The organism is Streptomyces sp. NPDC034103 (assembly GCF_055575395.1).
Genome location: NZ_JBVISS010000016.1, coordinates 168,024 through 194,634 on the forward strand (window position 1 = coordinate 168,024; position 26,611 = coordinate 194,634).

General features: G+C 68.8%; 19 protein-coding genes and 2 pseudogenes. 5 read left to right on the top strand and 16 right to left on the bottom strand.

Translation table 11 applies throughout. The annotated features are described in order from the left end of the window. Positions 1-150 precede the first annotated feature (150 nt). Positions 151-906, bottom strand: a complete 756-nt coding sequence (locus tag ACZ56U_RS32480) for a helix-turn-helix domain-containing protein (protein ID WP_469087492.1) — start codon at positions 904-906, stop codon at positions 151-153. On the opposite strand from ACZ56U_RS32480, the gene ACZ56U_RS32485 reads away from it, so the two are divergent. Continuing rightward, a complete protein-coding gene (locus tag ACZ56U_RS32485) occupies positions 887-1,435 on the top strand; it encodes a hypothetical protein (RefSeq protein ID WP_469087493.1) in 549 nt (182 codons plus the stop codon). The two genes, ACZ56U_RS32480 and ACZ56U_RS32485, sit on opposite strands and share 20 nt — an antisense overlap. A gap of 205 nt (positions 1,436-1,640) precedes the next feature. Here the strand turns inward: ACZ56U_RS32485 and ACZ56U_RS32490 are convergent, their stop codons facing one another. Next, positions 1,641-4,664: an MGH1-like glycoside hydrolase domain-containing protein gene (locus ACZ56U_RS32490; protein ID WP_469087494.1), complete on the bottom strand. Its 3,024-nt coding sequence runs from the start codon at positions 4,662-4,664 to the stop codon at positions 1,641-1,643. Between the two features lie 822 nt (positions 4,665-5,486). On the opposite strand from ACZ56U_RS32490, the gene ACZ56U_RS32495 reads away from it, so the two are divergent. From ACZ56U_RS32495 to ACZ56U_RS32510, 4 genes are all read left to right on the top strand, one after another. Further along, entirely contained in the window at positions 5,487-6,920 is a 1,434-nt protein-coding gene (locus tag ACZ56U_RS32495) for a glycoside hydrolase family 43 protein (RefSeq protein WP_469087495.1), read from the top strand. A gap of 80 nt (positions 6,921-7,000) precedes the next feature. Continuing rightward, the gene (locus ACZ56U_RS32500) at positions 7,001-8,344 is read left to right on the top strand and encodes a LamG domain-containing protein (RefSeq protein ID WP_469087496.1); all 1,344 of its coding nucleotides are present in this window, start codon (positions 7,001-7,003) and stop codon (positions 8,342-8,344) included. Beyond that, a complete protein-coding gene (locus ACZ56U_RS32505; protein WP_469087528.1) occupies positions 8,313-8,600 on the top strand; it encodes an AbfB domain-containing protein in 288 nt (95 codons plus the stop codon). Before ACZ56U_RS32500 ends, ACZ56U_RS32505 begins: the two co-directional genes overlap by 32 nt. Before the next feature lie 554 nt (positions 8,601-9,154). Next, positions 9,155-10,696, top strand: coding sequence for a family 43 glycosylhydrolase (locus tag ACZ56U_RS32510; RefSeq protein WP_469087497.1), 1,542 nt, complete (start codon positions 9,155-9,157; stop codon positions 10,694-10,696). Between the two features lie 155 nt (positions 10,697-10,851). On the opposite strand, the gene ACZ56U_RS32515 is transcribed toward ACZ56U_RS32510, so the two are convergent. The 14 genes and pseudogenes from ACZ56U_RS32515 to ACZ56U_RS32580 all read right to left on the bottom strand — a co-directional run bounded on the left by ACZ56U_RS32515 (position 10,852) and on the right by ACZ56U_RS32580 (position 26,589). Next, positions 10,852-12,237: a glycoside hydrolase family 43 protein gene (locus ACZ56U_RS32515; RefSeq protein ID WP_469087498.1), complete on the bottom strand. Its 1,386-nt coding sequence runs from the start codon at positions 12,235-12,237 to the stop codon at positions 10,852-10,854. Continuing rightward, positions 12,234-12,569, bottom strand: coding sequence for an AbfB domain-containing protein (locus tag ACZ56U_RS32520; protein ID WP_469087499.1), 336 nt, complete (start codon positions 12,567-12,569; stop codon positions 12,234-12,236). Before ACZ56U_RS32520 ends, ACZ56U_RS32515 begins: the two co-directional genes overlap by 4 nt. A gap of 127 nt (positions 12,570-12,696) precedes the next feature. After that, positions 12,697-12,954: a DUF6248 family natural product biosynthesis protein gene (locus tag ACZ56U_RS32525; RefSeq protein ID WP_469087500.1), complete on the bottom strand. Its 258-nt coding sequence runs from the start codon at positions 12,952-12,954 to the stop codon at positions 12,697-12,699. A 22-nt stretch (positions 12,955-12,976) separates the two neighbouring features. Continuing rightward, positions 12,977-13,702: an L-ribulose-5-phosphate 4-epimerase AraD gene (araD, locus tag ACZ56U_RS32530; RefSeq protein ID WP_469087501.1), complete on the bottom strand. Its 726-nt coding sequence runs from the start codon at positions 13,700-13,702 to the stop codon at positions 12,977-12,979. A gap of 49 nt (positions 13,703-13,751) precedes the next feature. After that, entirely contained in the window at positions 13,752-15,269 is a 1,518-nt protein-coding gene (gene araA / locus ACZ56U_RS32535) for an L-arabinose isomerase (RefSeq protein WP_469087502.1), read from the bottom strand. 67 nt (positions 15,270-15,336) lie between these two features. Continuing rightward, complete coding sequence (araB, locus tag ACZ56U_RS32540) at positions 15,337-17,016, bottom strand: ribulokinase (RefSeq protein ID WP_469087503.1); 1,680 nt, start codon at positions 17,014-17,016, stop codon at positions 15,337-15,339. 140 nt (positions 17,017-17,156) lie between these two features. Beyond that, on the bottom strand, positions 17,157-17,531 hold the full coding sequence (locus ACZ56U_RS32545) for a hypothetical protein (protein WP_469087504.1): 375 nt from the start codon (positions 17,529-17,531) through the stop codon (positions 17,157-17,159). Between the two features lie 453 nt (positions 17,532-17,984). Then, positions 17,985-19,773 (bottom strand): annotated as a pseudogene (locus ACZ56U_RS32550) (glycoside hydrolase family 3 C-terminal domain-containing protein). Positions 19,774-19,957: 184 nt separating this feature from the next. Continuing rightward, a pseudogene (locus ACZ56U_RS32555) lies at positions 19,958-20,368 on the bottom strand (LacI family DNA-binding transcriptional regulator); the annotation flags it as partial. A 16-nt stretch (positions 20,369-20,384) separates the two neighbouring features. Then, positions 20,385-21,221: a carbohydrate ABC transporter permease gene (locus ACZ56U_RS32560; protein WP_469087505.1), complete on the bottom strand. Its 837-nt coding sequence runs from the start codon at positions 21,219-21,221 to the stop codon at positions 20,385-20,387. A 2-nt stretch (positions 21,222-21,223) separates the two neighbouring features. After that, positions 21,224-22,231, bottom strand: coding sequence for a carbohydrate ABC transporter permease (locus ACZ56U_RS32565; RefSeq protein WP_469087506.1), 1,008 nt, complete (start codon positions 22,229-22,231; stop codon positions 21,224-21,226). Positions 22,232-22,296: 65 nt separating this feature from the next. Beyond that, positions 22,297-23,640 (bottom strand): ABC transporter substrate-binding protein, encoded by a 1,344-nt coding sequence (locus ACZ56U_RS32570; protein ID WP_469087507.1) that lies wholly within the window; start codon positions 23,638-23,640, stop codon positions 22,297-22,299. Positions 23,641-23,722: 82 nt separating this feature from the next. Further along, complete coding sequence (locus ACZ56U_RS32575; protein ID WP_469087508.1) at positions 23,723-25,201, bottom strand: glycoside hydrolase family 32 protein; 1,479 nt, start codon at positions 25,199-25,201, stop codon at positions 23,723-23,725. A 338-nt stretch (positions 25,202-25,539) separates the two neighbouring features. Further along, positions 25,540-26,589 (bottom strand): LacI family DNA-binding transcriptional regulator, encoded by a 1,050-nt coding sequence (locus ACZ56U_RS32580; protein WP_469087529.1) that lies wholly within the window; start codon positions 26,587-26,589, stop codon positions 25,540-25,542. Positions 26,590-26,611 lie beyond the last annotated feature (22 nt).

The window sequence follows — 26,611 nt, forward strand, 5'->3', positions numbered from 1 at the left end:
CAACCGCCTGCACGGGACCCCAGCCGGTACTGCTCCGCACTCACCTGCGCGCCGTCCTGTGCAGCGGCGACTCGGAGTCAACAGGTCCGCGCACCCTGGTCAGCCGGGCACGTCTAAGCCGCGGAGGCTCATCCGGCTTCGCCGTGATCGTCAGGGCTCGTCCGGGGGCGAGAAGGGTGTCGTGTTGTGGTGGAGGCGGCGCCACTGGCGGGGCGTGACGCCGTACGTCTGGTGAAAGCGGCGGGAGAAGTGGGCGGGGTTGGTGAAGCCCCAGGATCGGGCGATGGCCTCGATGGTGCGGCGGGCGTGCTCGGGCGTGGTCAAGTCGCGGCGGGTGCCCTCCAGGCGTCGGCGGATGATCCACTTCTCCAGGCTGAGGCCCCCTTGCTCACACAGCCGATAGAGGGTTCGTACGGAGATGTTGTGGGCCACGGCGATGCTGTGGGGGGTGAGCCCGGGGTCGGTCAGATGGGCGCGGATGTAGGCGAGGACACGGATCAGGAGGGTGTCTTCGGCGACCGACCGCCGGGTGCGTTTGCCGGCGGCCACCGAGACGATGAGGGCGCGGGTGAGTTCCAAGGTGGCGGAGCCGAGCGCCTCGGCGCCGAGGTCGGCGCTGAGCTGGTCGGCGCGGCGGTGCGGGCTCCGTATGTGATGCAGCAGCAGCGGTGCGACAGGGCTGTGCTCCAGGAGCGGTATCGCGGTCCGTACCAGGTGTTCCGGCAGGCCGAGACGTTCGGTGTCGACCATGAACGCCACCGACAGTCCGGCCCCGGACCACGCGTACTCGTAGCCGGCGGTCTTGTGTGCCAGAGCCAGGGCGTCGGGCCCCACGTGCTGCTGATGGCCGTTCCAGGTGAAAACGCCCCTCCCCTGGCTCTGCGTGATGATCGAGACAGTGTTCATCGAGTCGAACCGGGCATGCCGCGGGGTGCGCCAGATGCGCATGCCCGTGCCGCGCGTGGCGAACAGGGTCAGCGCGCCAAAGGTTGCAGGCGCATTACCGGCCGCCCATCACCGTCACCGCCGGCACGGTCCGCCCCTCAGCCGCCCCATTGCCGGGCAGGTCATCGGGTTCGCCCTCGCCTGGCCCGGCCAGCATCACGGACCGCTATGGACCACCGGAGACACGGTCCTGTACGGCGCCCTGCGCAAGACCGCCGCCGCCCTGCGCCCCGGCACCGTCCTGCTCCACCTGGGCGGCGTCCAGTTCCCCCTCACCGGACCCGTCCGCTACTCAATGACGGCCGCCGACGCGCTCGCCCTGTGCGAAACCATCCGTCCCACGACAGTCCATCCGGTCCACTACGAAGGCTGGCATCACTTCCGCGAAGGCCCCGAAGCCCTCACCACGAAACTCAAAGCCGTGCCCTCGGAGCGCAGCAAGCCATTCACCCGGCTGCCCCGGGGCACCCCGCACGTCACCGCCGTGTGACCAAGAGCTGGGCCCCAGTGGCACAGGCCAACGGCACTTCAAGAGCCAGAACTCGCCACGTCCGTGCCCTCACAGCCTCCGGAGGGCCGGAGGCCGAGGGGGCGCGGGGGAACCGCGCGCGTGGCTGGAGGGTGGACAAAGGGAAGTCCGCCGCCCCCCGGGGAGGGGACGCGGCGGACTTCAGGTCACGAGCCAGCCGGCCCGGTCACGAAGTGAACGGCGTGGACCCGTCCTGCGCGGTGATGTTCCACAGATGATCGGCGGTCCCGTTGTCGTCCCATTGCATGGCCGCCGCCCCCGACGACGTGGACATCCCGTCGATCCCCAGCACCAGGCCGCTGTTCTTGTTGACGATCTTGGCGTAACCGCCACCGGCGTCGACGATCGACCACAGATGGTCGGCGGTCAGCGTGTCCCCCCACTGCAGCGCCGCCGCGCCGGCGGTCTTGGACGCGTCCTTGACGCCGAGGACCCGTCCGCTGTTGGTGTTGAAGATCTTGTAGTAGCCGTTCTCGGCCGGGACGATCTCCCACCAGTGGTTGGCGCTGTCACTGGCGCTCTGCTGCTGTACGGCGCCACCGGCGGCGACCGAGGAACCGGCGATGCCGAGTTCCAGGTTGCTGTTCTTGTTGACGATCTTCACCGGCGGTGTCTCCGGGTACCAGGACTCCAGTTCGGTGACGCCGACGAACTTGCCCGCCTGGGGGGTGAAGACCACCCGGAACTGGGACGTGGTGATCGTCGGGAAGGTCACCTCGTTGGCGTTGTTCGCGACCGGCGCCGCCGGGCTCTTCGTCTGGCTCGGGACGTTCACCCAGTCCCCGTCCTTGAGGTACTGGACGGTGTAGCTCGCCGGGACGCGGATGTTCGCGCCGTCGTCGTAGGTGTAGAACTTCACCTCGTTGATCTTGCGCGGGGCCCCGAAGTCGACGCCGAGGTGGTCGGTGGCGTTCGGTGAGCCGGAGTTGGTCCACCGGTTGTCGGGGATCTTGTCGTAGCGGATCCAGCCGTCCGTCGCCCGGAGCGGGGCGTCGAAGGTGGTGGGCTTGCATGCCTGGCCGCTGTGGCAGTGCGGGCCGTTGGAGACGGTGTTGGTGTAGGAGGCGAACGCCTTCGGGTAGGGCTGGGTGATGGTGCGGCCCAGCCAGTCCTGCTCCGCGGTGAGCGGGTTGGCCGCCACGTTCATCAACCGCGGGGGCTGCGCCGGAGTGACGGGAGCGGCCACGTTCACCGTGGTGTTGCCGACGGTCGAGGACTGGTGGATGCGGACGCCGTCCTGGAAGATCTGCAGCCCGCTGCCCTTGCCGTAGTGCGTGCCGTCCCGGTCCCAGCGGATCGAGTAGGTGTGGCCGTGGTAAGGGAGGCTCTCCACCGCGAAGTAGTCCCAGCTGGACGGGACCAGGGGCTTCAGCACCAGCGTGTTGTCCGCCTGCGGCTTGATGCCCAGCAGTCCGGTGAGCACCAGGTCGTTGAAGCTGGAGTGGTTGTAGTTCTCGCTGAAGTTGAACCCGTCGTAGATCCAGTCGCCGGTGTCACCGTTGGCGGCCTCGGCGATGTAGGGCTTGCCGTCCTTGTGCTGGAGGTCGGCGAACTGGGCGAGCATGGTCGCGTAGTCGGCCTTGGTGACGTAACTCTGCGCCGGGTAGTCCTGGAGCAGGTTCGCCATTCCGGTGAGGACCTGGCTGGTCTGGAACGGCCAGCTCGGGCCGTTCCAGTGGCAGCAGTTGGCGTCGTCGCGCTTCTGCACGGCGGGTATCGCCTGGTAGTTGAAGTACGGGTTCGCGGTGATCCGGTCGATCTCGGCGAAGCTCGTGCCCTTGGCGAACTTCAGCGTGTTGGCCCCGGCCTTCATGGGGACCTGCACGGTCACGGACTGCGACTCGGAGAACTTCTGCCAGGCCCCGGTGGGCGCGTAGCTGACCGTGATCGGGTTCGCGGTGTCGTCGTTCACGATCAGCTTGTGGGTCGACGTGCCGGACGTGCCGTTGGCGTAGTGCACGGTCACGGGGTAGGTCCCGGCGCCGGGCGCGTTCACGGTGAAGGTGACGTAACTGTCGTCGAAGTCGATCTGGCCGACGTACTTGCCGTTGGAGGCGGTGGACCCGCTGAAGATGTTCGCGTGGTTGACGGTGGCCTGCTCGGCCTCGAGGTCGTGCACCCGCTCCAGCGTCGTGGGCCCGAACGGCGCCTTGAACCGCTTGGGGTCGTTCAGGTACTTCCACGCCGACGAGTACTGCGCGTCGGGCAGGTTGAACGCCCAGGGTGCGTAGCCCATCAGCTCCCGCCAGGTCGTCCTGGTCTGCTTCAGGGTGCCGTTGGTGCTGTCCGTGTTGTAGACCTGCATGAAGAAGTTGCGCTGCGGGTCCCACAGCGAGTTCTGTACGGCGGCCTTGAGCTGCGCGGCCTTGGCGTCGTAGTCGTTCGCGGTCGCCGTGTCGCCGTTCATGGTGGCGATCTTGCTGATCGCCTGGGCGGCCGCGTACATGTACGCGTTGATCGTGGGCCGGTAGCCGCGGCCGCCGCTGAACCAGTTGCTGCTGTGCATCGACGTCTCGGTGTACTCCGTGGCGTCGGACAACGGGGTCTGGTGGTACAGGTCGCTGGTGGACTGCGTGCCGTTGACCGTGACGTCATTGTCGAAGTTGGAGTCCCACCGCTTGTACAGCGCGATGAGATGGGGGAGCGCCGACTTGATCTGCGCGGCGTCGCCGGTGACGAGGTACCGCTGGTACGCGGCACTCGTGATCCACTCGCTGAAGTTCCTGACGCCCGAGTTGCCTGCCCCACGCAGCCAGAAGTCCAGGTAGTCACCCGCGTAGTCGCGGTTGTGCAGCCAGCGGCCGTCCAGCAGGTGGTAGCCGGTGGCGTCCGGGAGCGCGGTGTACGGGTTCCCGGCGTAGCCGATCGGGACGTCGTACTCGGTCGACACGTACCCCGTGCCCGGCACCGTATAGCGCAACGCGCGCTTGTAGGTGCTCCACCGGTAGTAGTAGACGTCGTCGATGTCGTTGTCGGGGGTGTCGATGAACGGGATGTTGTCCTTGTACCACTTCGGCTCGTCGAGCTGGTTGGCGGCGAGGATCGCGTCCTTGTCCAGCGCGACGGCGTTGGGGTCTTCGGCGGCCTGGGCGGACGTCGCACCCGGTCCGGCGGACAGCAGACTGATGGACAACACCGAGCCGCAGAGGGCGGCAACGGCCCGGCGGCTACTTCTGCGGCGAATACGCATAGAGGTGGTCCTCCATTGGGCACTCATGCGGCGGCTCAAAACGTTCGAAATTCCGAACGTTGTTCGGTATTCTGCGAGACGGTAATTACGGCCGTGGCCGAAAGTCAATGGGTCACGTAAACGTGATGTAAGCAGCTGAAGCCAACGGTGTGGCGGAGCTCAGGGGGCGGAGCCGTCCGCAGGCCCTCCGCCCTGCGACCTCGGCGGCCCAGGCCCCGAGGACGGTGGCGACCCCCGGTGTCGTACGGGAGAAGGCACCCGACACCGACGGCGACTCGGAACCGGTCACCGCCGTCCACCTCGCCCCCTCCCGCCGGGCAGACGTGCCTGCGATGTCACGGCGAGTGTTGCGCGTCGGGGCGCGAGGGGCCGGTGGGACCGGGGGAACACCGCGCGCCCGACCATGACCGGTCACCGTCGGGGAGGTTGCGGGTGCGACCGCACGGGAAATCGAACTGGCCGGTTTCATTGACGTGCTTCCGGCAGAGACCTATCTTCTGATCGACCTTGCGAACAGTGTTCGAGATTTCGAACCGTGGCCGTCAAAGGGGACGCCCATGTTACGCACCCGTCTCCGGCGCGCTCCCGAGCCGGCTCCGGCGGCCCCCCTCTGCGCCACCCTCGTCACCCGACCCGCCACGGCGGGGTCCCCGGCCGCTGCCATGCCCACGCGGAAACCGCGGCACGTCGGCCGCTGACCAGCGCGACGCGGCGCCCACGTCGCGCGGAGCCGGTCCTGCCCCAACGGCAGGGAGGCCGGGCCTCACCCTGACCTCACTTGCCCCTGATCACGGCACCCCAAAAAGACAGGAACGAACGCATATGCCCGCGGTTCTCTCGCGGCTGGCGGCCATATTTGTCGCCGCCTGCCTGCTCTTCACCGCCCAGGTCGTTACCACACCCCAGCGCGCCGCCGCCGCCGACCCCGGCTACCTGATGGTGCACTTCACCGGTGAGGGGGCGACCAACCAGCAGATGTACCTCTCGCACAGCACCGACGGCCTGCACTGGAACGACCTCAACGGCGGCGGCATGGTGCTCCGCTCCACGGTCGGCACCAAGGGGGTGCGCGACCCGGCACTCGTGAGGTCCCCCGACGGCAGCAAGTACTGGATCATCGCGACCGACCTGTGCATCGGCTGCGGGCAGGACTGGAACGCCTCCATCAACAACGGCAGCCGCAACCTGGTGGTGTGGGAGTCGTCGGACCTCGTCTCATGGTCGGATCCGTGGCTGCTCAACGTCGCCGGCGCGATCCCCGACGGCCGCAACGCCTGGGCCCCTGAGGCGATCTGGGACCCCGAGACCAACGACTACGTCCTGTACTGGGCGACGAACGTGCCCCTCAACGGCAAGACCAAGCACCGCATCTTCTACGCCCGCACCAGCGACTTCCACACGATCAGCACCCCGCAGATCTACATCGACCGCCCCGGCGCGCAGGAGATCATCGACACCCAGATCATCGAGATGCCCTCCGGCGTGGGCAACTACCGCTACGTGCGGGCCTCCGGCGACGGACAGATCACCCTCGAGGGCAGCAACTCCATCCTGGGGACGTGGACCGACCTCGGCAACCTCTCCGGCGTCGGCCTGACCGGTGCGATGGTCGAGGGCCCGATGTGGATGAAGTTCAACGGGCAGAACAAGTGGGGCCTCTACCTCGACCAGTACGCCACCAACCGCGGCTACATGCCGGTCCTGACGACCGACCCGTCCAACCCCGCCTCCTACCAGACGCAGGCTGCGGGAAGCTACAACATGGGCGGCACCAAGAAGCGCCACGGCTGGATCCTGAACCTGACGGCCGCCGAGGAGAGCCGTGTCCTCGCCCGCTGGCCCAACACCCCGGTCCAGCGCCTGCAGTCGTTCAACTTCCAGGACCGGTACGTGCGCCAGACCAACTTCGACGTGCGCATCGATCCCAACGTGAGCCCCGCCGACGACGCCCAGTTCCGGATGCGGCCCGGCCTCACCGGCACCGGCACCGTCTCCTTCGAGTCGGTGAAGTTCCCCGGCTACTTCCTGCGCCACGCCAACTACGACTTCCAGCTGGTCCGCAACGACGGCACCGCCCAGTTCGCCGCCGACGCCACCTTCAATAAGGTCGCCGGCCTCGCCGACCCGACCTGGTCGTCCTTCCAGTCCTACAACCACCCCGACCGCTACATCCGCCACTACGCCTACCAGCTCCGCCTCGACCCCATCACCACCGCGACAGGACGCGGCGACGCCACCTTCCGCGTAACGAGCTGACCGACGCCGACAAGGTGGGGGCGCCTGCACGGCGCCCCCACCCACCCGTCGCTCCACCAGACCGAAAGGAGCTGTCCGGCATGCCGGATACTTTTCGACCGCGCGGCGTGACAGCACAGCGCCGCCCGAGACTTTGGCAGGGCGCTCTGGCCGCCGTGGCCGCCGCCGCCTCGCTTCTGGCGGGCGTCGTCGGCCCAGCGGCCCCCGCCCAGGCAGCGGAGATCACCGACGGCCTGGCCCTCTGGTACAAGCTCGACGCCACCTCGGGCACCGTGGCGGCGGACGCCTCGGGCAACGGCCGGAACGGAACCGTGAACGGCACCGCCGGCTGGTCGGGTGGGGAAGGGCTCACGTTCAACGGCTCCGACACCTATATCAAGGTGCCGGACAACATCATGAGCGGCATGAACTCGATCACCGTCTCGATGGACGTGCAGATCGACGCCAACCAGGCCACGCCGTACTTCCTCTACGGCTTCGGCAACTCCGCCAACGGAGCGGGCAACGGGTATCTGTTCAGCACCGGCAACACGTTCCGGACCGCCATCGCCTCCGGGGCCTTTTCGACCGAGCAGAACACCCGAACCACCAGCGACCTGCCGCGCTCCGTCTGGAAGCACGTCACCTACACGCAGACCGGCACCACGGGCGTGCTGTACCAGGACGGGGTGGAGGTGGCCCGCAACACGTCGGTCACCACCACCCCCGGTTCCATCGGATCCGGCATCACGACGGCCAACTACATCGGCAAGTCCCTCTTCAGCGGTGACAAGCTCTTCAAGGGCAAGATGCGGGACTTCAGGGTCTACAACCGCGCGCTGGCGCCCGGCGAGGTCCTCGAGATCAGCGGGAACACCACGCACATCGCAGCGGTCACCCTTCCCTCGCTGAAGATCGACGCCCTCATCGACGACGCCCGCAGCAAGATCACGCTGCCGGTGAAGGAGGGCACGGACCTCACCGCGCTCGCCCCGCAGTTCACGCTCGCCCAGGGCGCGTCCATCAGCCCGGCCTCCGGCACGCCGCGCGACTTCACCGCACCCGTGACGTACGAGGTGACCGGCTCCGACGGAACGAAGCGCACCTGGACGGTGGAGGCCCTGGTCATGAGGAGCCCGGTCCTGCCGGGGCTCACCGCCGACCCGAACATCGTCCGCTTCGGCGACACGTATTACATCTACCCGACCACCGACGGCTTCGCGAACTGGAGCGGTACGCAGTTCAAGGCGTACTCGTCCAAGGACCTGGTCCATTGGACGGACCACGGCGTCATCCTGGACCTCGGCCCTGACATCTCCTGGACCAACAGCCGGGCCTGGGCCCCGGCGATGACCGCGAAGAACGGGAAGTACTACTTCTACTACTCCGCCGACCTTCACCGTCATCCCTGGCCTGGCCGACGGAAGCTGCTACTCGTTCCGTGACGCGTCCGGCCGCTACCTGCGCCACAAGGACCTCCGGATCCGCGCCGACGCGAGCAACGGCACCACCCTCTTCAACAAGGACGCCACCTACTGCGCCCGGCCAGGCTCGGCCACCGGTTCGGTCAGCCTGGAGTCGTACAACTACCCCGGCCGCTACATCCGCCACTACAACTACGAGCTGCGCCTCGACACCTTCCAGGACAACGCCACCTTCCGCGCCGACAGTTCCTTCAAGGCGGTCAACCCCTGGGCCTGACCGCGTTCCCTCACTCACCGGCTGCCCCGCACGGCTTTACCGTGCGGGGCAGCCCGTGCGTCGGCTCGTGGGCTGAGCCGAAGCTCAGGAGTCGTCACCAGCGGGACCGGCTGAGCTGGTGAATGGGGACGGCCGAGGCAGCCTGGTTGTCACCCACGAAGCACCCGAGGCACCTCACCTGGCGCCGGGACCAACGGCACCGCCCTGGCCTGCAATTTTCCGGGGAAGTTGACCGACTCGACGACACGCCGTCGGGGTCGGACAGACCGGGCCGCGGCCGCCACTGCACGTCCTGGTAGGGGTCGCACTTCCCGCTATGAGTGGCGCGCCCGCGCGTCTGCTGTACGTACACCCCGCCCGCTCCGTCCCGGCAGCCCTCTTGACGCCCCTTCACATCACCCTCTAGCTTTTCGCCGAATTTACGAACACAGTCCCATATTTCGAACGAGCTGAGTCTTGGCGCCTTTTGCTCCACCCCTTTGACAGGTCAGCCGTCTCCCCATCCCCACCCTCTCCGCCCCGCTCCCCCGACACGAAACAAGGATGTCTCTGTCATGAGCAGCACTCCCGCATTGGCCGGTGTGGAACAGCTACGGCGGCGCGCTCGGCAATGCGCGCAGAGGGGCCCCACTCTCATCCGCCGACTCCTCACCACGGCAACGGCGCTCATCGCACTCGTGACGGTCGGTACCGCGGTGGCCGTGCCCGATGCGCAGGCGGCCACGACGACGTTCACGAACCCGCTCAACAGTTCCGGCGCCGACCCGTACATGACCTACTACAACGGCAACTACTACCTGATGACGACGCCGTACAGCGGGCCGCTGACGATGCGGAAGGCGCCCACGATCGCGGCGCTCAAGTCGGCCGCGCCGGTACCGGTGTTCAGTGCCCACGCCGCCGGCCGCGACCGCCAGGTCTGGGCTCCGGAGATGCACCTGCTCGACGGTCCCAACGGCAAGCGCTGGTACATCTACTACTCCGCCGGCGGGGGCGACATCGAGGACCAGCGCGTGCACGTGGTGGAGAGCGCCGGCACCGACCCGCTCGGCCCGTACACGTACAAGGGCATGATCTTCGGCGCGAACAACTGGTGGGGCATCGACGGCAGCGTCGTCACCATCGGCGGTCGCCTGTACTTCACCTGGTCGGGAGTGCCGACGCCGCAGTGGGCGGGATCCGACCCGAGCATCTACATCGTCGCGCTGAGCAATCCGTGGACCGTCACCGGACCCCGCACGCAGATCTCGACTCCCACCTACGCCTGGGAGAAGCAGCGCGCTCCGATGAACGAGGGCCCGGTCGCCCTGCAGCACGACGGGAAGACGTTCATCTCCTACTCGGCGAGCGCCTGCCAGGGCCCGGACTACAAGCTGGGTCTGCTCACCCTTACCGGCAGTGACCCGCTGAGCGCGGGTTCATGGACGAAGAGCAGCGAGCCGGCCTTCCAGCGAAACGACGCGAACGGGGTGTACGGTCCGGGCCACAACGGCTTCTTCAAGTCCCCGGACGGCACCGAGGACTGGATCGTCTACCACGCCAACTCCTCGTCCACCCAAGGCTGCGGCGCCACCCGCACCACCCGGATCCAGAAGATCACCTGGAACGCGGACGGGTCGCCGAACCTCGGCGTGCCGGCGGCGACGAACACGGCGCTGACCGTGCCGTCCGGTGAACCGGCGGTGCCGTACTACCGTTTGGCCAACCGCAACAGCGGCAAGGTCATGGACGTCCAGGCACCCAACACCGACGACGCCGCGAAGATCGGCCAGTACACCTGGAACGGCAGGCCCTGGCAGCAGTGGCGCTTCGTCGATATGGGCAACGGCTACTTCCAGATCGAGAGCCTCAACAGCGGCAAGTGCCTGGACGTGAACGGCGCGTCCACCGCCGACGGCGCCGGCATCATCCAGTACCGCTGTCACGCCGGCGCGCACCAGCAGTTCTCCTGGGTCGCCACCGACGGGTACTTCCAGCTCAGGGCCCGCCACAGCGGCAAGTGCGTCAACGTCGTCGGCGCCTCGACCGAGAACCTCGCCCTGCTGGAACAACGCACCTGCGGCACGGCAGCCGGCTTCCAGTGGTCGCGTTCCTGACGACCCGCGTCCATCCCGTCAGGACACCCGCGAAAAGACAGGAAATACACCCAGCGTCCTGACCCGGCCGGCGGCGACACTCGCCGTCAGCCTGTTCTTCGCCTCCCCAACGTTGAGGCTCCGAACACCGCCGGGTGCGTCGCGCAGCCCGGTACTCAGGACCAGGCCGTGACGGGTTGGAAGCTCCGGTCGGCGCGGAACAGGTCGGTGGCCGTGTAGCGGTCGACCCACAGCTCGCCGTTTCGGTGGCGGACGTAGTAGCCCGGGAAGTTGTACGACTCCAGGGCGACCGAGCTCGCTGCCGTGCCCGGGTGGGCGGTGAACGTGGCGTCCTTGGCAAAGGTGGCCGAGCCGTCGTTGGCGTCGACGCGTACACGGAACGCCGAATGACGCAGGTAGAGGCCGTTCGCGGTGCGGAAGGAGTAGCAGTTGGCGTCGGCCAGGCCGGGGACGACGGTGAAGGAGGCGTCCTGCTTGGTCTGGATCGTGCTGGAGGCCTCCACGGGGTCGGTGTAGCCGAGGAAGTTGCGGTGACGCATGTACCGGTCGGGGAAGTTCACCGACTGGAAGGAGCGGGTGGTGTCGAGCGGCAGGGTCGCGCCTCCGGTCACGGTCTCCTTGACCACCGTGAGGTGTTTGACGGTGCCGGACAGGCCGGGCAGTTCGGCCGGTGTCGTCCAGGTCTTGAAGGTGTCGTAGCTGTCGACGTAGTAGAACCTGCGCCGCATGTAGTCCTCGAAGAAGATGCGCCAGCCGCCGTTGTCCAGCTGCACCAGGACCGGACCCTCGCCGTCGAGGTCCACCCAGTTGCCGGTCTTGGTGATCGTCCACGGGCCGGTCAGGCTGCTGGAGGTGGCGAAGTCGATGGACCTGGTGGAAGTGCTCTTCAGGAACGCGTGATACGTCGAGCCGATCTTCACGACGGTGGTGTCGATGTACCCTGCCCCCCTGACGCCGCCGGTCATCGGGGTCGCGGTGCTCCACGAGGTCAGGGTGCTGTTGGTCGCCGTGATGACGTACGGGTTGAAGACGCCCCTGGCCTCGGGGTTCAGGTGCAGGGAGACCAGGATGTTGACGCTTCCGTTGTCCGGGTCGATGAACCACTCCGGGGCCCAGGCGTTCCCGACCTCGGGGAAGTTGATGGTGATGTTGCCGAGGAAGGTCCAGTTCTGCCGGTCCGAGCTACGGGCCAAGCCGATGGTGTTGCCCGTCCAGCTGGTGGTGTAGGTGACGTAGTAGAAGCCGTCCGTGTGCCGGAAGACGCTGGGGTCGCGCACCAGCCCGGACGGCGGCGTGTAGGCGGGCCCCTTCACGAGGTTGAAGCCCGTGGCGTCCACGGAGTCGTACACGTACATGTCCCGCTCGCTGGAGTACGTGAACGCGGTCATCGTGTACCGCGAGGTCCGGCCGGCGGGCGGGGCGGCCGCGTGTGCCGTGCCGCTGAGCAGAGGTGCCAGCGGGGAGGCGAGGACCGCGGGGGTCGCCCCGAGGGCGAGGAGCGCTTTCATCGCGCTTCTTCGACTGGGGACCGGCAACGTCATGATGGCTCCTTGATGTGGTGCGGCCGTTCGGGGCGGGGCCGGGGCCAAAGCGGAACCGCTCGGTCGCTGCTCGGTCGCTGTTCCGCGTAGTCGGCGGCGTGCTGCCGGTCGAGTGCCGTGCCGGCCAGCTGGACGTAGAGCACGGTGTTCAAGTGGCCCAAGCAGCGGCCGGGAAAGTTGAGCGACTCGGAGGAGACGCCGGCCATGGACTCGTCGAGGCCGGCGCTCCGGTGGAGGGATGCGTCGTTGCGGAAAGCAGCTTTGCCGTGGGCGCGGATGGTGCGGCCGCAGCCGCCGCGTTCGCGGTGCTGTCTGCGCGATAGACGATCCACTTCTCCCTGCCCCCGTCCCGGACATGCGCCCGCGAGTGCCTCCGTGCGCGCCACCGCCGGCACCAGGACGACGCGGCCGGTACCTCCGCCAGGCCCTCGAACGGCAGGGTCTCCTGTACCGGGGACCTCACGGTGCCTCCATGTCCCCGCGCCCCTGCGGGCCGCTCGCGAAGAGGGTGAGCTTTCCCTCCGGGTCGGCTGCAGGCCGGTGTGCGGGGATGGCGTGCTGCGCGGCAGGGGACTTCTCGGCTTTGTCCGTGTCGGTGGTCTCCTCTACGTCCGCCGGGTGAGGGCAAGGGCAGAGCCACCGGCAGGACCGCCGGCCCGGTCCGCACCGGATGACGGCGCCGACGACCCCTTGCGGGGGCCGTCGGCGCTGACGCACCGGCCGGGGACGGCCGCTGCGCTCATCCGGCCGGTGCGGGAGTGGGGTTGCCGTAGTAGGCGTCGGGGCCGTGTTTGCGGGTGTAGTGGCGGTCGAGGAGGTGCTGGGGCGGCGGGGCGGCCGGAGACAGGGCCAGGGTGTGGAGGGCGATCTCGGCGACGGCCTCGCAGATGATGGCGTGTTCGAGGGACTTGCGGGCGGTGGCGCCCCAGGTGAACGGGCCGTGGCCCGCGACCATGGCCGCAGGTACCTCCACGGCCTTCTGGTCGTCCTCCTTGAGCATGTCCACGATCACGCGGCCGGTGTTGTACTCGTAGTCCTTCGCGCACTGCTCGGCGGTGAGGTCGGGGGTGCACGGGATGGGGCCGTTGAAGGTGTCGGCGTGGGTGGTCCCCAGCACCGGTATCTCCCGGCGGGCCTGGGCGAAGGCGACGGCGTGGGTGGAGTGGGTGTGGGTGACGCCGCCGATGGAGGGGAAAGCCAGGTAGAGGCAGCGGTGGGTCTCGGTGTCGGTGGAGGGGCGCAGGTCCCCGTCGACCACCTCGCCGTCGGAGAGGCGGACGGTCACCAGGTGGTCGAGGGCGAGATCCTCGTAGGGCACGCCGGAGGGCTTGATGACGAAGACACCTGCCTCACGGTCGACGCCGCTCACATTGCCCCAGGTCAGCGTCGCCAGGCCGACCTGAGGGATGGCCAGGTTCGCGTTCAGCACCTCTTGGCGCAGGCCGTCGCGGACTCGTACGGTCATCGGTCGTCGTCTCCTTGGATACGGATCCGGTTCTTGGGCTGCACCGCTGTCACAGGGCTTGGGCGAGGCGGTGGTAGGCGGCGTTCCAGCGGACTTCCTTGGCGAACTGCTCGATGCTGGTGGTCTCGTCGATGGTGAGCAGCTCGACGCCGGTCATGGCGGCGTAGTCGGTGAGTGTCTCGATGTCGACGGCCGAGCTGAGCACGGTGTGGTGCGGGGCGCCGGCGAGAAGCCAGCTCTCGGCGGACTCCGCGAGAGAGGGGCGGGGCTTCCACACGGCGCGGGCCACCGGCAGGCGGTGCAGCGGCTCGCTGGGGCTGATGACATCCACGGCGTTGGCGGTCAGCCGGAACCGGTCGCCGAGGTCGGAGAGGCCGACGACGACCGCTTCTCCGGGCGCCGCGTCGAAGATCAGACGGACGGGGTCCTCGCGGCCGCCGATGGAGAGGGGATGAATCTCGCAACGGGGGCGGGCGGATGCGATGGAGGGGCAGACCTCCAGCATGTGGGCGCCGAGGACGCGTGGGGTGCCGGGGCCGAGGTGGTAGGTGTAGTCCTCCATGAAGGAGGTGCCGCCGGGCAGCCCGGCGCCCATGACCTTCATCGTGCGCAGCAGGGCCGAGGTCTTCCAGTCGCCCTCGCCGCCGAAGCCGTAGCCGTCGGCCATCAGCCGCTGGACAGCGAGGCCGGGCAGTTGACGCAGGCCGCCAAGGTCCTCGAAGTTCGTGGTGAAGGCGGTGAAGCCGCCCTCGGAGAGGAAGGTCCGCAGGCCGACCTCGATACGGGCCGCGTAGAGCAGGGAGTCGTGGCGGATGCCGCCGGGGCGCAGCGCCGCGACCACGTCGTACGACTCGACGTACTCCTCCGCGAGTTCGGCCGCCGCCTTGTCCTCGACCGCGTCCACGACGGCGACGAGATCATTGACGGCGTAGGTGTTCACGGAGAAGCCGAACCGCAGCTGGGCCTCCACCTTGTCGCCTTCGGTGACGGCGACATCGCGCATGTTGTCGCCGAAGCGGGCGAGGCGCAGGCTGCGCGAGGTGTGACGGCCGACGGCGGCGCGGGCCCAGGCCGAGACGCGTCGGATGACTCGCGGGTCGGTGGCGTGCCCGGCGACGATCTTGCGGTCGATGCCGACACGGGACTCGATGTGGCCGAACTCGCGGTCGCCGTGGGCGGCCTGGTTGAGGTTCATGAAGTCCATGTCGATGCTCGGCCAGGGCAGCGACAGGTTGTACTGGGTGTGCAGGTGCAGCAGCGGCCGGTCCAGGACGCTGAGTCCGCCGATCCACATCTTGGCGGGTGAGAAGGTGTGCATCCACGCGATCACGCCCACGCAGGTGTCGGAGGCGCTCGCCTCCTGGCAGATCCGCCGGATCGACTCGGCGTTGGTGAGGACCGGTTTCCACACGATCTTGACCGGCAGCTTGCCGGGGCGGCCGAGGATCTCGGAGATGCTCCGGGACTGGTCGGCCACCTGACGCAGGACGTCGTCGCCGTACAGGCCCTGGCTTCCGGTGAGGAACCAGATCTCGTGCTCGAGGTAGGGGGTGGTGCTGGTGTTCATGAGGGCTTTCCTTTCAGGGTGACGACCACCGATGAGGCGGGGGCCGTCGTCGGGTACAGGGAGTCGCTCAGGCGGACGCCTCGGCGCGGATCCGGCGCAGCCGGTGCATGACCTCGTTGGCGCCGCGCCCGAAGTAGTCGTGCAGGAGCTGGTATTCGGCGAACAGCCGGTCGTAGGCCGCGGCCCGCTCCGGGTCGGGCTGGTAGACGCCCGCACGCGCCTTGCCCATGGCCCGGGCGGCGGCCCGGATGTCCGGGTACGCCCCCGCCGCGACCGCCGCGTGCATCGCCGAGCCGAGAGCGGGTCCCTGGGCTGAGTCGATCACGCCGAGGGGTCGGCGGGTGACGTCGGCGTAGATCTGCATGAGCAGCGCGTTCTTCGTCAGGCCGCCCGCGATGATCAGTTCGTGGACGGGCACGCCCGCGGTCTCGAATGTCTCGATGATGGTGCGGGTGCCGAAGGCGGTGGCTTCCAACAGCGCCCGGTAGATGTCCTCCGGGAGGGTGGACAGGGTCAGGCCCACCAGGACTCCGCTGAGGTCGTGGTCGACCAGGACGCTGCGGTTGCCGCTCTGCCAGTCCAGAGCGATCAGTCCGTGCTGGCCGACCTCCTGTTCGGCCGCGAGTGCCGTCAGGTGTTCGTGTGCGTTCCGTCCGAGCGCGGCGGCCTCCTTGGCGTACGACTCGGGGAAGCCGGTGCGGATGAACCAGCCGAAGATGTCGCCGACGCCGCTCTGTCCGGCCTCGTAACCCCACAGGCCGGGCAGGATGCCGCCGTCGACGACGCCGCACATGCCCGGGACCTCGGCCCACTGGTCGGAGCTCATGACGTGGCAGGTCGAGGTGCCCATGATGGCCACCATCCGGCCCGGTTCGACGGCCGTGGCGGCGGGCGCCGTCACATGGGCGTCGACGTTGCCGACGCAGACCGCGATGCCTTCGGGAAGACCCGTCCACGCGGCGGCCTCGGCCGTCAACGTGCCCGCCAAATCACCCAGTTGACCGATGGGGTGGTCCAGCTTGGTGGTCACGAAGTCGGCGAAGCCGGGATTGAGCGCGGCGAGGTACTCGGGGGAAGGGTAGGTGCCGTCCTGGTACTGGCCCTTGTAACCGGCGGTGCAGGCGTTGCGGACGTAGGTGCCGGACAGCCGCCACACGATCCAGTCGGCGGCCTCGATCCAGTGGTCGGTCAGCTCGTAGAGCTCCCGGTCCTCCTCCAGCAGTTGCAGTGCCTTGGCGAACTCCCACTCCGAGGAGATCTTCCCGCCGTACCGCTTCAGCCACGGCTCCTTGCGCTCTGCGGCCAGGGCGGTGATCCGGTCGGCCTGGGCCTGCGCCGCGTGGTGGCGCCACAGCTTGACGTAGGCGTGCGGGCGGCCGGTGAGGTGCGGCAGTTCGCACAGCGGGGTGCCGTCGGTGAGCACCGGCAGCACCGTGCAGGCGGTGAAGTCCGTACCGATCCCGATGACCTGCTCCGGCCGCACACCGGCCTGGGCCAGCGCCTCCGGTACGGCGATACGCAGGACGTCGATGTAGTCCGACGGCACCTGCAGGGCCCAATCGGGCGGCAGCGGGGTGCCGTCGGGCAGCTCCCGGTCGAGGACGGCGTGGGTGTAGGGGTGGTCGGCGGAGGCGAGTTCGGTGCCGTCGGACACGCGAACCACGACGGCCCGTCCGGACAGCGTCCCGAAGTCGACTCCGATGACGTAGGTGTCGGACTGCGGCTGTTCCGCGTGCTCAGCGTTCACCGTCTGCTCCTTCTGTTCGATATTTCGTACGGCGTTCGAGTTGTTAGATAAGGCGAAAAAGTGAGATCCGGGAAGCCGGAAAGCCGGCCGTTGAGCGGCGCGACGGTCACCTGTTGATGTCGGGTACGAAGGCGGTGGAGTTACTCAAGGTTGACTGTCGCCACACGGGCCGGCGGTGGCGATGCGGTTGCACCCGCCGACAGATACAACTTCAGGGTGTCGTCCGCCAGGCTGCCGCTGGTGGAGGCCGGCGTCACGGCAGTGTCGCCGTTCAGGCTGAGCGTGCTGCTCGCGGTGGATGCGCAGTCGGCGCGCACGGTGCGGTAGCCGTCGGCCGGAGCGAACACGCCGAAGGCGGCGGTGTCACCGGAGTCCAGGACCAGGGCACCGGCGCCTCGGGGAGCGCGGATCAGGGATGTGAAGAGCGGGCCGACAGCCGTAAATGTCGCCGGTCTCCTGCCGGCGGCTACGCCGGAGCGCGGAACGGTGGACCAGTGGCGGCGGGTGCGGAACACGTGTTGTCCTCTTCAACGACCTAGTCCGATATTTCGAACGACGTGCGGTATTGCGAACTCAGGCTACGAACGAAAGATAGGTTTCAGTCCAAGAGCACGTCAAGGGGCGGGGCTCGCGGGAGCAGTTGTCGCTGCGCCTGGTCGTGCCCGACGTCGTGGCGGAAGTCGGCGTGGACGCCACCCGGGACAGCGCCGGACGCCGGCGGCACCCGGTACGGCTCACCCGTATTCGGGCAGAGATGCACCCGATGCACGTGCCGATGTTCGGGGTGGACCAGGTGGTGTGCCGTTGCTGTGACGTCGTCGGGCGCGGCGAAGATGCGGTGCGGGCCGGTGATCGGGCAGTCCCCGCCCTGGCGTGCGTTCACAGGTCCCGTGGATCCGCGCCGCAGGCCTTCGGGTTGGCGGGGCGGCGGACCTACGAGGCGGGGTCTTCAAGCCCGCGTGCGGCCTTCAGGTCCGGATGCGGAATCCTGCGCTCAGCTGCTGCTCCCGCCGCGAGCTGGGGCCGACACGGAGCATGAACTCACCCGGTTCGACCACTCGCCGGTTGTCGGCCGTGACGAGTGAGCACTGCGCGGCGGGGATGCCGAGGCGGACGTCCAGGCTTTCGCCGGGAGGGATTTCGACCTGGGTGAAACCCTTCAGCTCCTGCTCGGCCCAAGTGACGCTGGTGGTCAGGTCGCTGATGTACGCCTGGACCGTCTCCAAAGCGGGACGGTCCCCGCTGTTGGTGAGCCGCACCGTTGAGTCGACGGTGCCGTCGGCCGAGACGTCCGGGTCGTGCACGACGAGGTCGGAGTAGGTGACGGTGGTGTAGGTGAGGCCCTCGCCGAACGCGAACAGGGGGTCCTGGGTGAGATCCGCGTAGCGGCTTCCGTGCTGGCCTCGCACCTGGTTGTAGAAGACCGGTTGCTGTCCGACGTGGCGAGCGAAGGACACCGGGAGCCGGCCGCTGGGTTCGATGAGTCCGAGGAGGAGTTCGGCGACGGCGCGGCCACCTCGCATGCCCGGGTTGAACGCCTCGATGAGTGCCGCCGCGTTCAGTGCCGACTCGGGGAGGGTGCTCGGCTTGGACTGGACCAGTACGACGATCATCGGTGTGCCGGTGGCGGCGACCGCGTCCAGCAAGGCGATCTGGCCTCCTTGGAGGTCGAGCGTTGCCGTGGAGCGCAGCTCACCGGTGAGGGCGATGGTGTCCCCCACGACCACGACGGCGTAGTCGGCGGCCGCTGCCGCGGCGACAGCCTCCCGGAGCTGTGCCTGGTCGACCGGGGCGGGGATGAAGACGGGCGGCTGCGGTTGGCCGTCGGGCCCGACCGACCACTCGCCCATGGATGCGGGGCTTTCGATGTCGGCACCGCGGGCGTGTGTGATGGTCCAGTCGGCGGGTGCGACGGCGCGCAGGCCATCGAGCACCGTCTCCACCGTCTCGCGTGGATGCCCGTCGGGCATCCAGGCGACCTGTCCGGATGCGCCCGCCCAGTCGCCGAGCATGGCTTCCGGGCTGTCGGCGTTGGGGCCGATGACCGCGATCGTCCGCGGCGTGCCCCGGCTCGCGGCGCGGCCGGTTCCGTCGGAGGTCAGCCCGCCGTCGAGGGGCAGGGTGCCGTCGTTGCGCAGCAGCACCAGGGACCGTCGGGCGGTTTCCAGGTTGAGGTCGGCGTGCGCGCGGCAGCCGATCACCTGCGCCTTCCGCTCGGGGTCGGGGGCGCGGGGGTCCTCGAAGCACCATCGCCGCCCCGAGTTCACCGATCAGGTACGGGTCCTCACCGAACGTCTCGTTGACCCGGCCCCAGCGCAGGTCCCGGGTGATGCACAGCACCGGCGAGAACGTCCACTGGATTCCGGTCGCCGCGATCTCGGTCGCGGCCACCCGGGCGACACGGTGGAGCAAGGAGGGGTCCCAGGTGCAGGCCATGGCCAACTGGGTCGGGAAGATGGTCGCGCCCGGCCAGAACGAGTGGCCGTGGATGCCGTCGTCGGCTGTCAGCAGCGGAATGCCGAGCCGTGTCCGCCGGGCCAGTTCCATGGCTTCCGGCATCCTCTCGGGCGACACGTGCAGGACCGATCCGGCCAGCTTGGTCGACACGATGTCCGCCAGGTCCCCGTGTTGTGCGTCGAGCGTCAGCAACTGCCCGACCTTCTCCGGCATGGTCATCCGTGCCAGCAAGTCTTCGATCCTCGCTTCCACGGACGCTTCCGGATCCAGGTACGCCGCAGAGCGGACCGGCTGTCCCACTGTGTTCTCCAAGAAATGAGTCGTACGTGGTCAGAGAGTTGATCGGCGACGGCGGGTGCTGATGACGTCGCGTCAGTTCCGGCTCGGCTGTGACGTCGAGCCACGGATCCGAGGCTGGTGGGGATGATGCGTGAGGGGGCGGCCTCCGGCGATCTGCGCACGTGGTCGAGGAGCAGACGGGCGCTGCCTCGCCCATTTCCCGCGTCGGTTGGCGCATGGTGGTGGTCAGTGCCGGACAGGTGTACGACGCCAGTTCGATGTCATCGAACCCCACCACGGCGACATCCTGCGGAATCCGAAGGCCGGCCTCGTGCAAGGCGGCGAGCGCGCCGGCCGCACAGGGGTCGCTGTGCCCGAAGACGGCGTCGCATTCCAGGCCCTCCGCGAGAGCTTGCGCGACCGCGCTCCGGGCGCTGTCGAACAAGAAGTCAGCGCCGATGATGCTGCGCGGATCGAGCTCGATCCCTGCCTGCGCATAGACGTCGACGAAGCCGCCCAGCCGCTGCTGAGTACAGCCATACTCCTCGGGCCCGGTCACCACCAGAGGTCGACGGCGGCCGATGTCCAGCAGGTGGCGCGCCGCCAGCGTCAACACACCAGCCAAAGCAGGCTCAGCCCTTTACGGCGGAGCTGGCTACGCCCTGCACGAACCACCGCTGGAAGAACGCGAAGACGATCAGCACCGGCAGGACCAGCAGGACACCGAAGGCGAGGACCTGGCCCCAGTCCACGGGCTGCTGGCCCTGGAAGACGCTCATCTGCAGCGGAAGGGGACGTACCGAGGGGTCGGAGACCATCAGGACGGGCCAGAGGAAGGAGCCCCACTGGCCGAGGAAGGTCAGGATCGCCACGGACGCGTACACCGGCTTCGACATGGGGACGACGATCGCGAAGAAGGTGCGCCAGGGGCCGGCGCCGTCGATGCGGGCTGCTTCCTCGATGCTGGGCGGGATCGCGCGGAAGTAGGTGGCGAACTGGAAGATGGAGAAGGCTTGGGCGATGAAGGGGATGGCCTGGATGTAGATGGTGTTGCGCTGATCGTTGAACATGTAGAACAGCGGGACGGCCACTGCTTCGAACGGGACGAGCAACAGCAGCAGCACGAGGGTGAAGACGGTGTTCTGACCTTTCCACCGCAGCCGGGTGAGCCCGTAGGCGGCCATGGAGTTGACGATCAGCCCGCCGAGCACCACGACGGCGGACAGGAGCAGTGAGATGCCCATGAACCGCCAGAAGTAGCCGGTGGCGTCGGAGTCGAAGCTGTCCAGGACGGCACGGTAGTTGTTGAAGGACAGGTGGGTGGGCAGGAAGCCGGTCAGGCCGTTGAGCACTTCGTCGGAGGGCTTGAAGCTGCCCAGGAACAGGTAGAGGACGGGCAGGACGAAGATGAAGGCCAGGACGCTCAGGACGGCGTAGTCGAGGAAGCGGCGCAGGGGTGAGCGGGTCATGGTCAGTCCTCGTTGCCCGCGCGGACGACGCGGCGCTGGATGAGGGTCAGGGCGACGACGATCAGGAAGAAGACGACGGTGATCGCGGAAGCCTGGCCGATGTTGTTCTGGTCGAAGGCCGTGGTGACGGCCTGGTACATCACCGTGCGGGTGGCGTCCTCGTCGAGTCCGCCGCCCTTGACGAGGACGTAGACCTGGTCGAAGACGCGGAAGGAGAACACTGTGGTGAGCAGGGCGACGAAGACGAGGGTGCCGCGGATGCCGGGCAGGGTGACGTGGCGGAACTGCTGCCAGCGGCTCGCGCGGTCGAGTGAGGCGGCCTCGTAGAGCTCGCCTGGGATCTGCTGGAGGCCGGCGAGGAGGATGACCATCTGGAAGCCGACGCCCTGCCAGACGGACAGCACGATGATCGAGGCCATGGCGGTGAGCCCGTTGCCGAGCCAGTCGAAGGCGCCCCAGTTGCCGAAAGTCACCGCGTCCAGGGCGGAGTTGAGCAGACCCTGGTCGCTGCGGGCGAGGATGAGCCGCCAGATCACGGCGACGAGTGCCATGGGGAAGACGACCGGCATGAAGAAGAAGGACCGGAACAGACCGATCGCCTTGAGCTTGCGGTTGAGCAGGATCGCCAGCCCGAGGGCCAGGGCCGTCTGGACGGGGACGACGACCACGGCGAAGGTCAGGTTGTTGAGCAGGGCCCGCAGGAAGGGGCCTGACATGTCGGGGTCGGTGAACAGCCGCCGGTACTGCTCCAGGCCGAAGAAGGTCGGTGCGAGCGGGGAGCCGAGGCGGACGTTGTAGAAGGAGAGGACGACGGCGTAGACGAACGGGATGCCGACGAAGGCGATGAGTCCGGCGACGGCGGGCGTGGACATGAGCAGTCCGTGCAGCCAGTCGCGGTTCTTGCGCACGGAGCGTGCCGGGCGCACCGGGCGCGCGGGCTTGGCGGCGGTCACGGGTGGGGCCTTCTCCCTGGCGTGGGGCGCGGCGTGCGCCGGTTCGACGGATGTCACGGATGGTCCTGTTCCCGGCCGGGGGCGGGCGCGGTACAAAGCGGGCCCGCCCCCGGCCGATGGTCCTACGGGATCTTGTATCCGGCGTTGTCGGAGAAGTCCTGGTCGATGGCGCGGGCGGCCTTGGCCAGGGCGGTCTTGGGGTCGGCGCCGCCGTAGATCGAGTTGAGAGCCTCACCGAACTTGGCGGTGATGGTGGGGTATCCGGCGGTCACCGGGCGGGTGACGGCGACGCAGGACTTGGTGATGTCGCTGTCGCCGCAGGGCTTGGCGAGCTGGTCGGCGAAGAGCTGGAGTGGGCCGCCCTGCTTGTACAGAGAGCTCGCGGCGAGCGCGCTCGTGGTGGCGGGCGGGGCGCCGTTGGCCTTCGTCATCGCGGTGACGTTGGTGTCGTTGAGGAGGTAGTCCATGAACGTGCCGGCGGCCTTGGCGTTCTTGGAGCCCGCGCCGATGCCCCAGGCCCAGGAGCCCTGGCCGGTCTTGGGGCCGTTGCCGAAGTCGGGCAGCGGCAGCACGACGAGGTCGTCGCCGAGCGCCTCGCTGTAGGTGGGGTAGTTCCAGTGGCCGACCCAGCTGAGGGCGACGCGGCCCTTGGCGAAGGCGTTGCCGTCGGTGTTGGGATCGACGTACGTCTTCCAGGACTGGAACGTCTTCATAGCGGAGACCACGGCCGGGGTGTCGAGGGCGCCCTCCGCCTTGCCGTCCTTGAGCAGGGAGCCGCCGGCCGACCAGACGATGGGGGCAAAGCCGTAGGTGCCGAACTCGCCGGCCAGACCGTACTGCTCCGAGATGTCGAGGGTCTTACCGTCGGAGTCCTTGGCCTTCAGCGCCTTGAGCGCGGCCATGAACTCGTCCACTGTCCAGGCATCGTCCATGCTCGTCGGGTACTTCACCCCGGCCGCGTCGAGCAGCTTCTTGTTGCCGTAGATGCCCAGGCCGGAGTCGTACATGCCCAGGCCGTAGTGCTTGCCGCCGATCTCGCCCTGCGCCTTGCTCGCGTCGGTGGCGTTGCCCATCGTCTTGACGGAGACGTAGTCGTCGATCGGGGCGAGCTTCTTGTTGTAGGCGAAGTTCGCCATGGTCGGGCCGTCGAACTCCAGCACGTCCGGGAGCTTGGACGCGTCGGTGGTGGTGATCGTCTTGGTGTAGTCGTTGGCGGGCAGCAGCGTCAGCTTGACCTTGATCTTGCTCTGCGAGGAGTTGAAGGACTTCACCGCGGCCTGCAGCGCGGCGTCCTCGCGCTTCTGGCCCTGGTGGGCCCAGACGCTGATGGTGCCCTTGCCGCTGCCGCCCTCCGCGGAGGCGTCGGTGCCGCCGCTCCCGCCACAGGCGGCCAGTGCCACCAGGGGCAGAGTGAGGGCGAGAGCCGTACTGGCCGTGCGGCGAGGTCTGCTGTTTCCGGCGATCATGGCGGGTGCCTCCGTGTGTGGTGCGGGGTGAGGGTTGGTAGTGCGCCTGGCTGGGGGGTGGGGTCTTGGGGCGAAGCCGGCCCTACGGTGACGTCGGCGTCGGCTCTGCGGTGTCGGTGCTGGGCTCCTTGACCACGAGCGGGTGCAGCTCCCACGCGTCGATCGCGTAGCCGAGGCGTGTGCCCGGCGCGCTGCTGACCTGCAACCGCCAGGGGCCGTCCCCCGTCGGGTAGAAGCGCAGGGTGAGGACCTGGCCGGTGGTGGTCAGGAAGACTTCGGCAATGGAATGGTCGACGATCACGCGCAGGTCGACCGGGCCGTCGGTAGGGCAGGGCATTCGGTAGGAGCCGCCCTGGGCCCGAGGATCCAGGGAGGCGTGGTCGCGGTCGATGACCAGTTCGCCCGTGCGGGCATCGATGCGGATGTCGAGGTGCTCGGAGCCGTCCGGGCTCGTCAGCAGCCGCAGGCCGGCCGCTCCGACCGGCTCCAGGCGGGCAGTCAGGTCGAAGGCCCGGCCTACGCTGCCGATCTCCACGGCGTCCGCGCTGTGCGTCTGACCGGTGGCGTGGAGGGTGTGCTCGCCGCGCAGGGCGAGCAGCTCGGCTGCGGGCTGCTGACGCAGCGAACCGTCACCGGCGACCCAGATCTCGCGGGGCGCGGTCAGGACGCCTGCCCATCCGTCTGCAACGCTCCAAGCCTCGTCACGGGCCTCCCCGGACCAGCCCCACAGCAGCCACCGGCCACCGGGTCCGCGCAGCAGCGCGGGCGCGTAGTTGTCCGGACCGTGGTCCACGAGCACCGGCGGGCCGGCCTCGAAGGCATCGCCGTGTTCCTCTCCGACCACCGCGGCGACGCACCGGGGGCTGTCGTCGTCGTTCCACGCGCTGAAGATGAGGGCACCGGGCCCGTCGGCGGCCAGGAGGTACTGGGGGCACTCCCAACCCTCGCCGGTGTGCAGGCCGACGCCGCCGACGCCCTGCTTCTTCCGAGCGGCAAAGGGGCCTTGGTAGGTCCAGGTCTCCAGGTCGGGCGAATCGTAGAGCAGGGCGGCGCCGCGGCCGTCGGCGAAGGCGGCGCCGACCAGCATCCGCCAGGCGTCATCGTGCCGCCAGACGTAGGGGTCGCGGTACATGGTGCAGCCCTCAGGCACCTCGGGGATGAGCAGCCGGCCGCGTGGGTGGAAGGTGCGGCCGCCGTCGTGGGAGGTGGCGCCGGTCACCGGCTGGTGCTGCGGGCTCTCCCGGCGGTGGGCGGAGTAGAAGGCAACCATCCTCTCGCCGTCGGAGACGGCGTTGCCGGAGAAGCAGCCGTCGGCGTCCACACCGCCCGGAGTCGGGGCCAGTGCGAGCGGCAGCGGTTCCCAGCTGATCAGGTCGGGGCTGCGGAAGTGGCCCCAGTGCATGTTCGCGTGCGTCGCACCGTGCGGGTTGTACTGGTAGCAGACGTGGTAGTGGCCGTCGTGGAAGACCAGCCCGTTGGGGTCGTTGATCCAGTTTCGGGACGGGCGCAGGTGCGCGATCGGCCGGTGCGGATCGAGGGGTGCGGCGGATGCGGTGGACACACGCGTGCCTTTCGGTGGATCGGAGAGCGGACCGCGGTCAGCGGCGAGTGCGGGCCGACAGATCGCTTGGCGACGGTCGCTTGCGCAGGCGGCGGGGCCGACGGCTGGTGGGCCCTGAGGTGGCTTGGGCTCGGCGGCGCCCCGCGCGCGGGGCGGGGAGGGCGCGGGGCGCCGCGGTCGAACCGGTGTGCCGGGCAGGTCAGGGATGCCGGCACACCGGTGGTTCGGGAACTCATCGGTGACACGGGAGCGGTGGCGGGTTGTTGTGGTGTGCCACTGCGGGCGGTTCGGCCCGGGCGGTGTGTCGTGCGCAGGGACATGGCGGCTAGGCCTTTGGGTCAGGCGTCCGGTTCGGGCGTGCTGTCGCGGAGGACCAGCGACGGCTCCAGCAGGACCCGTTCGGGCTCTGCGTCCGGGGCGGCCATCCGTGCCAGCAGCAGCCGGACGCATTCCCGGCCGACGGCTTCCAACGGCTGAGCGACGGAGGTCAGGCCGGGCGAGAGGATGGCGGCGGTCGGTGAGTCGTCGAAGCCGACCACGGCGACGTCCCGGCCCGGGGTGGCCCCGCGCTCGCGCAGCGCGTAGTAGCAGCCAAGGGCGAGGGTGTCGCTGGCCGCGACCACCGCGGTGGCGCCCGCGTCCAGCAGGGGTTTGACTGCGGTGCGTGCGGCATCGACGTCGTCGGCGCTCTGGGCCCGTCGTGCCCGTGTCGGCAATCCGTGCCGGCGCATGGCCCGCTGCCAGCCCTCGGCACGGTCGTCACTGACGCCTGAGCCGCGTTCCCAGCCCAGAAAAGCGATCTTTCGGTGGCCCAGCGTGATCAGGTGCTCCACCGCCGCGTCGGTTCCGGCGGCACCGTCCACGTCGACCCAGTCGCCGATCTGCCGCTTCGACCACATGCGGCCGAAGGCCACGAACGGCACCCCCTGCCTGTCCAGCCAGGGCTGGCGCGGGTCGCCCCGCTCGTCGGTGTCGCTGAGGACGAAGCCGTCGACATCGTGCTGGTCGAGGAGGTCCTCGTAGCCCGTGAGGCTCGCGCCGCCGGGCGGGGAGGCGAACAGCAGGATGCGGTAGCCGGCCTCGTCGGCGGCCTCCGACAGAGCATGCAGGAAACGGTCCATCACCGGGGCGGTGGTGCCGGGCGGGGTGGGCCGAACGCCGTAGCCGATCAGCTTGCTGGAGCGGGTACGCAGGGTCTGGGCGGCACGGCTGGGCCGGTATCCCGTCTCGTCGATCGCCCGCAGCACCCGCTCCAGGGTCTCAGGACGCAGCTTCTCCGGCGCGTTGATCGCGTTGGACACGGTCGGCGCGGAGACGCCGGCCCGGGCGGCAACCATGGCGATGGTCACCGGGCCCTTGGCCGAGGAACTGCGCGGGGAGCGGGGCATGGCGATCTCCAGGATCGGGACG

Bases quoted from the DNA above. Each gene is read 5' to 3' on its own strand.
- ACZ56U_RS32510 (WP_469087497.1), top strand. From the start codon at position 9,155: ATGAGCAGCACTCCCGCATTGGCCGGTGTGGAACAGCTACGGCGGCGC.
- ACZ56U_RS32500 (WP_469087496.1), top strand. From the start codon at position 7,001: ATGCCGGATACTTTTCGACCGCGCGGCGTGACAGCACAGCGCCGCCCG.
- ACZ56U_RS32570 (WP_469087507.1), bottom strand. From the start codon at position 23,640: ATGATCGCCGGAAACAGCAGACCTCGCCGCACGGCCAGTACGGCTCTC.
- ACZ56U_RS32515 (WP_469087498.1), bottom strand. From the start codon at position 12,237: ATGACGTTGCCGGTCCCCAGTCGAAGAAGCGCGATGAAAGCGCTCCTC.
- ACZ56U_RS32490 (WP_469087494.1), bottom strand. From the start codon at position 4,664: ATGCGTATTCGCCGCAGAAGTAGCCGCCGGGCCGTTGCCGCCCTCTGC.
- ACZ56U_RS32485 (WP_469087493.1), top strand. From the start codon at position 887: ATGATCGAGACAGTGTTCATCGAGTCGAACCGGGCATGCCGCGGGGTG.
- ACZ56U_RS32580 (WP_469087529.1), bottom strand. From the start codon at position 26,589: ATGCCCCGCTCCCCGCGCAGTTCCTCGGCCAAGGGCCCGGTGACCATC.
- ACZ56U_RS32480 (WP_469087492.1), bottom strand. From the start codon at position 906: ATGAACACTGTCTCGATCATCACGCAGAGCCAGGGGAGGGGCGTTTTC.
- ACZ56U_RS32560 (WP_469087505.1), bottom strand. From the start codon at position 21,221: ATGACCCGCTCACCCCTGCGCCGCTTCCTCGACTACGCCGTCCTGAGC.
- ACZ56U_RS32495 (WP_469087495.1), top strand. From the start codon at position 5,487: ATGCCCGCGGTTCTCTCGCGGCTGGCGGCCATATTTGTCGCCGCCTGC.
- araD (WP_469087501.1), bottom strand. From the start codon at position 13,702: ATGACCGTACGAGTCCGCGACGGCCTGCGCCAAGAGGTGCTGAACGCG.
- araA (WP_469087502.1), bottom strand. From the start codon at position 15,269: ATGAACACCAGCACCACCCCCTACCTCGAGCACGAGATCTGGTTCCTC.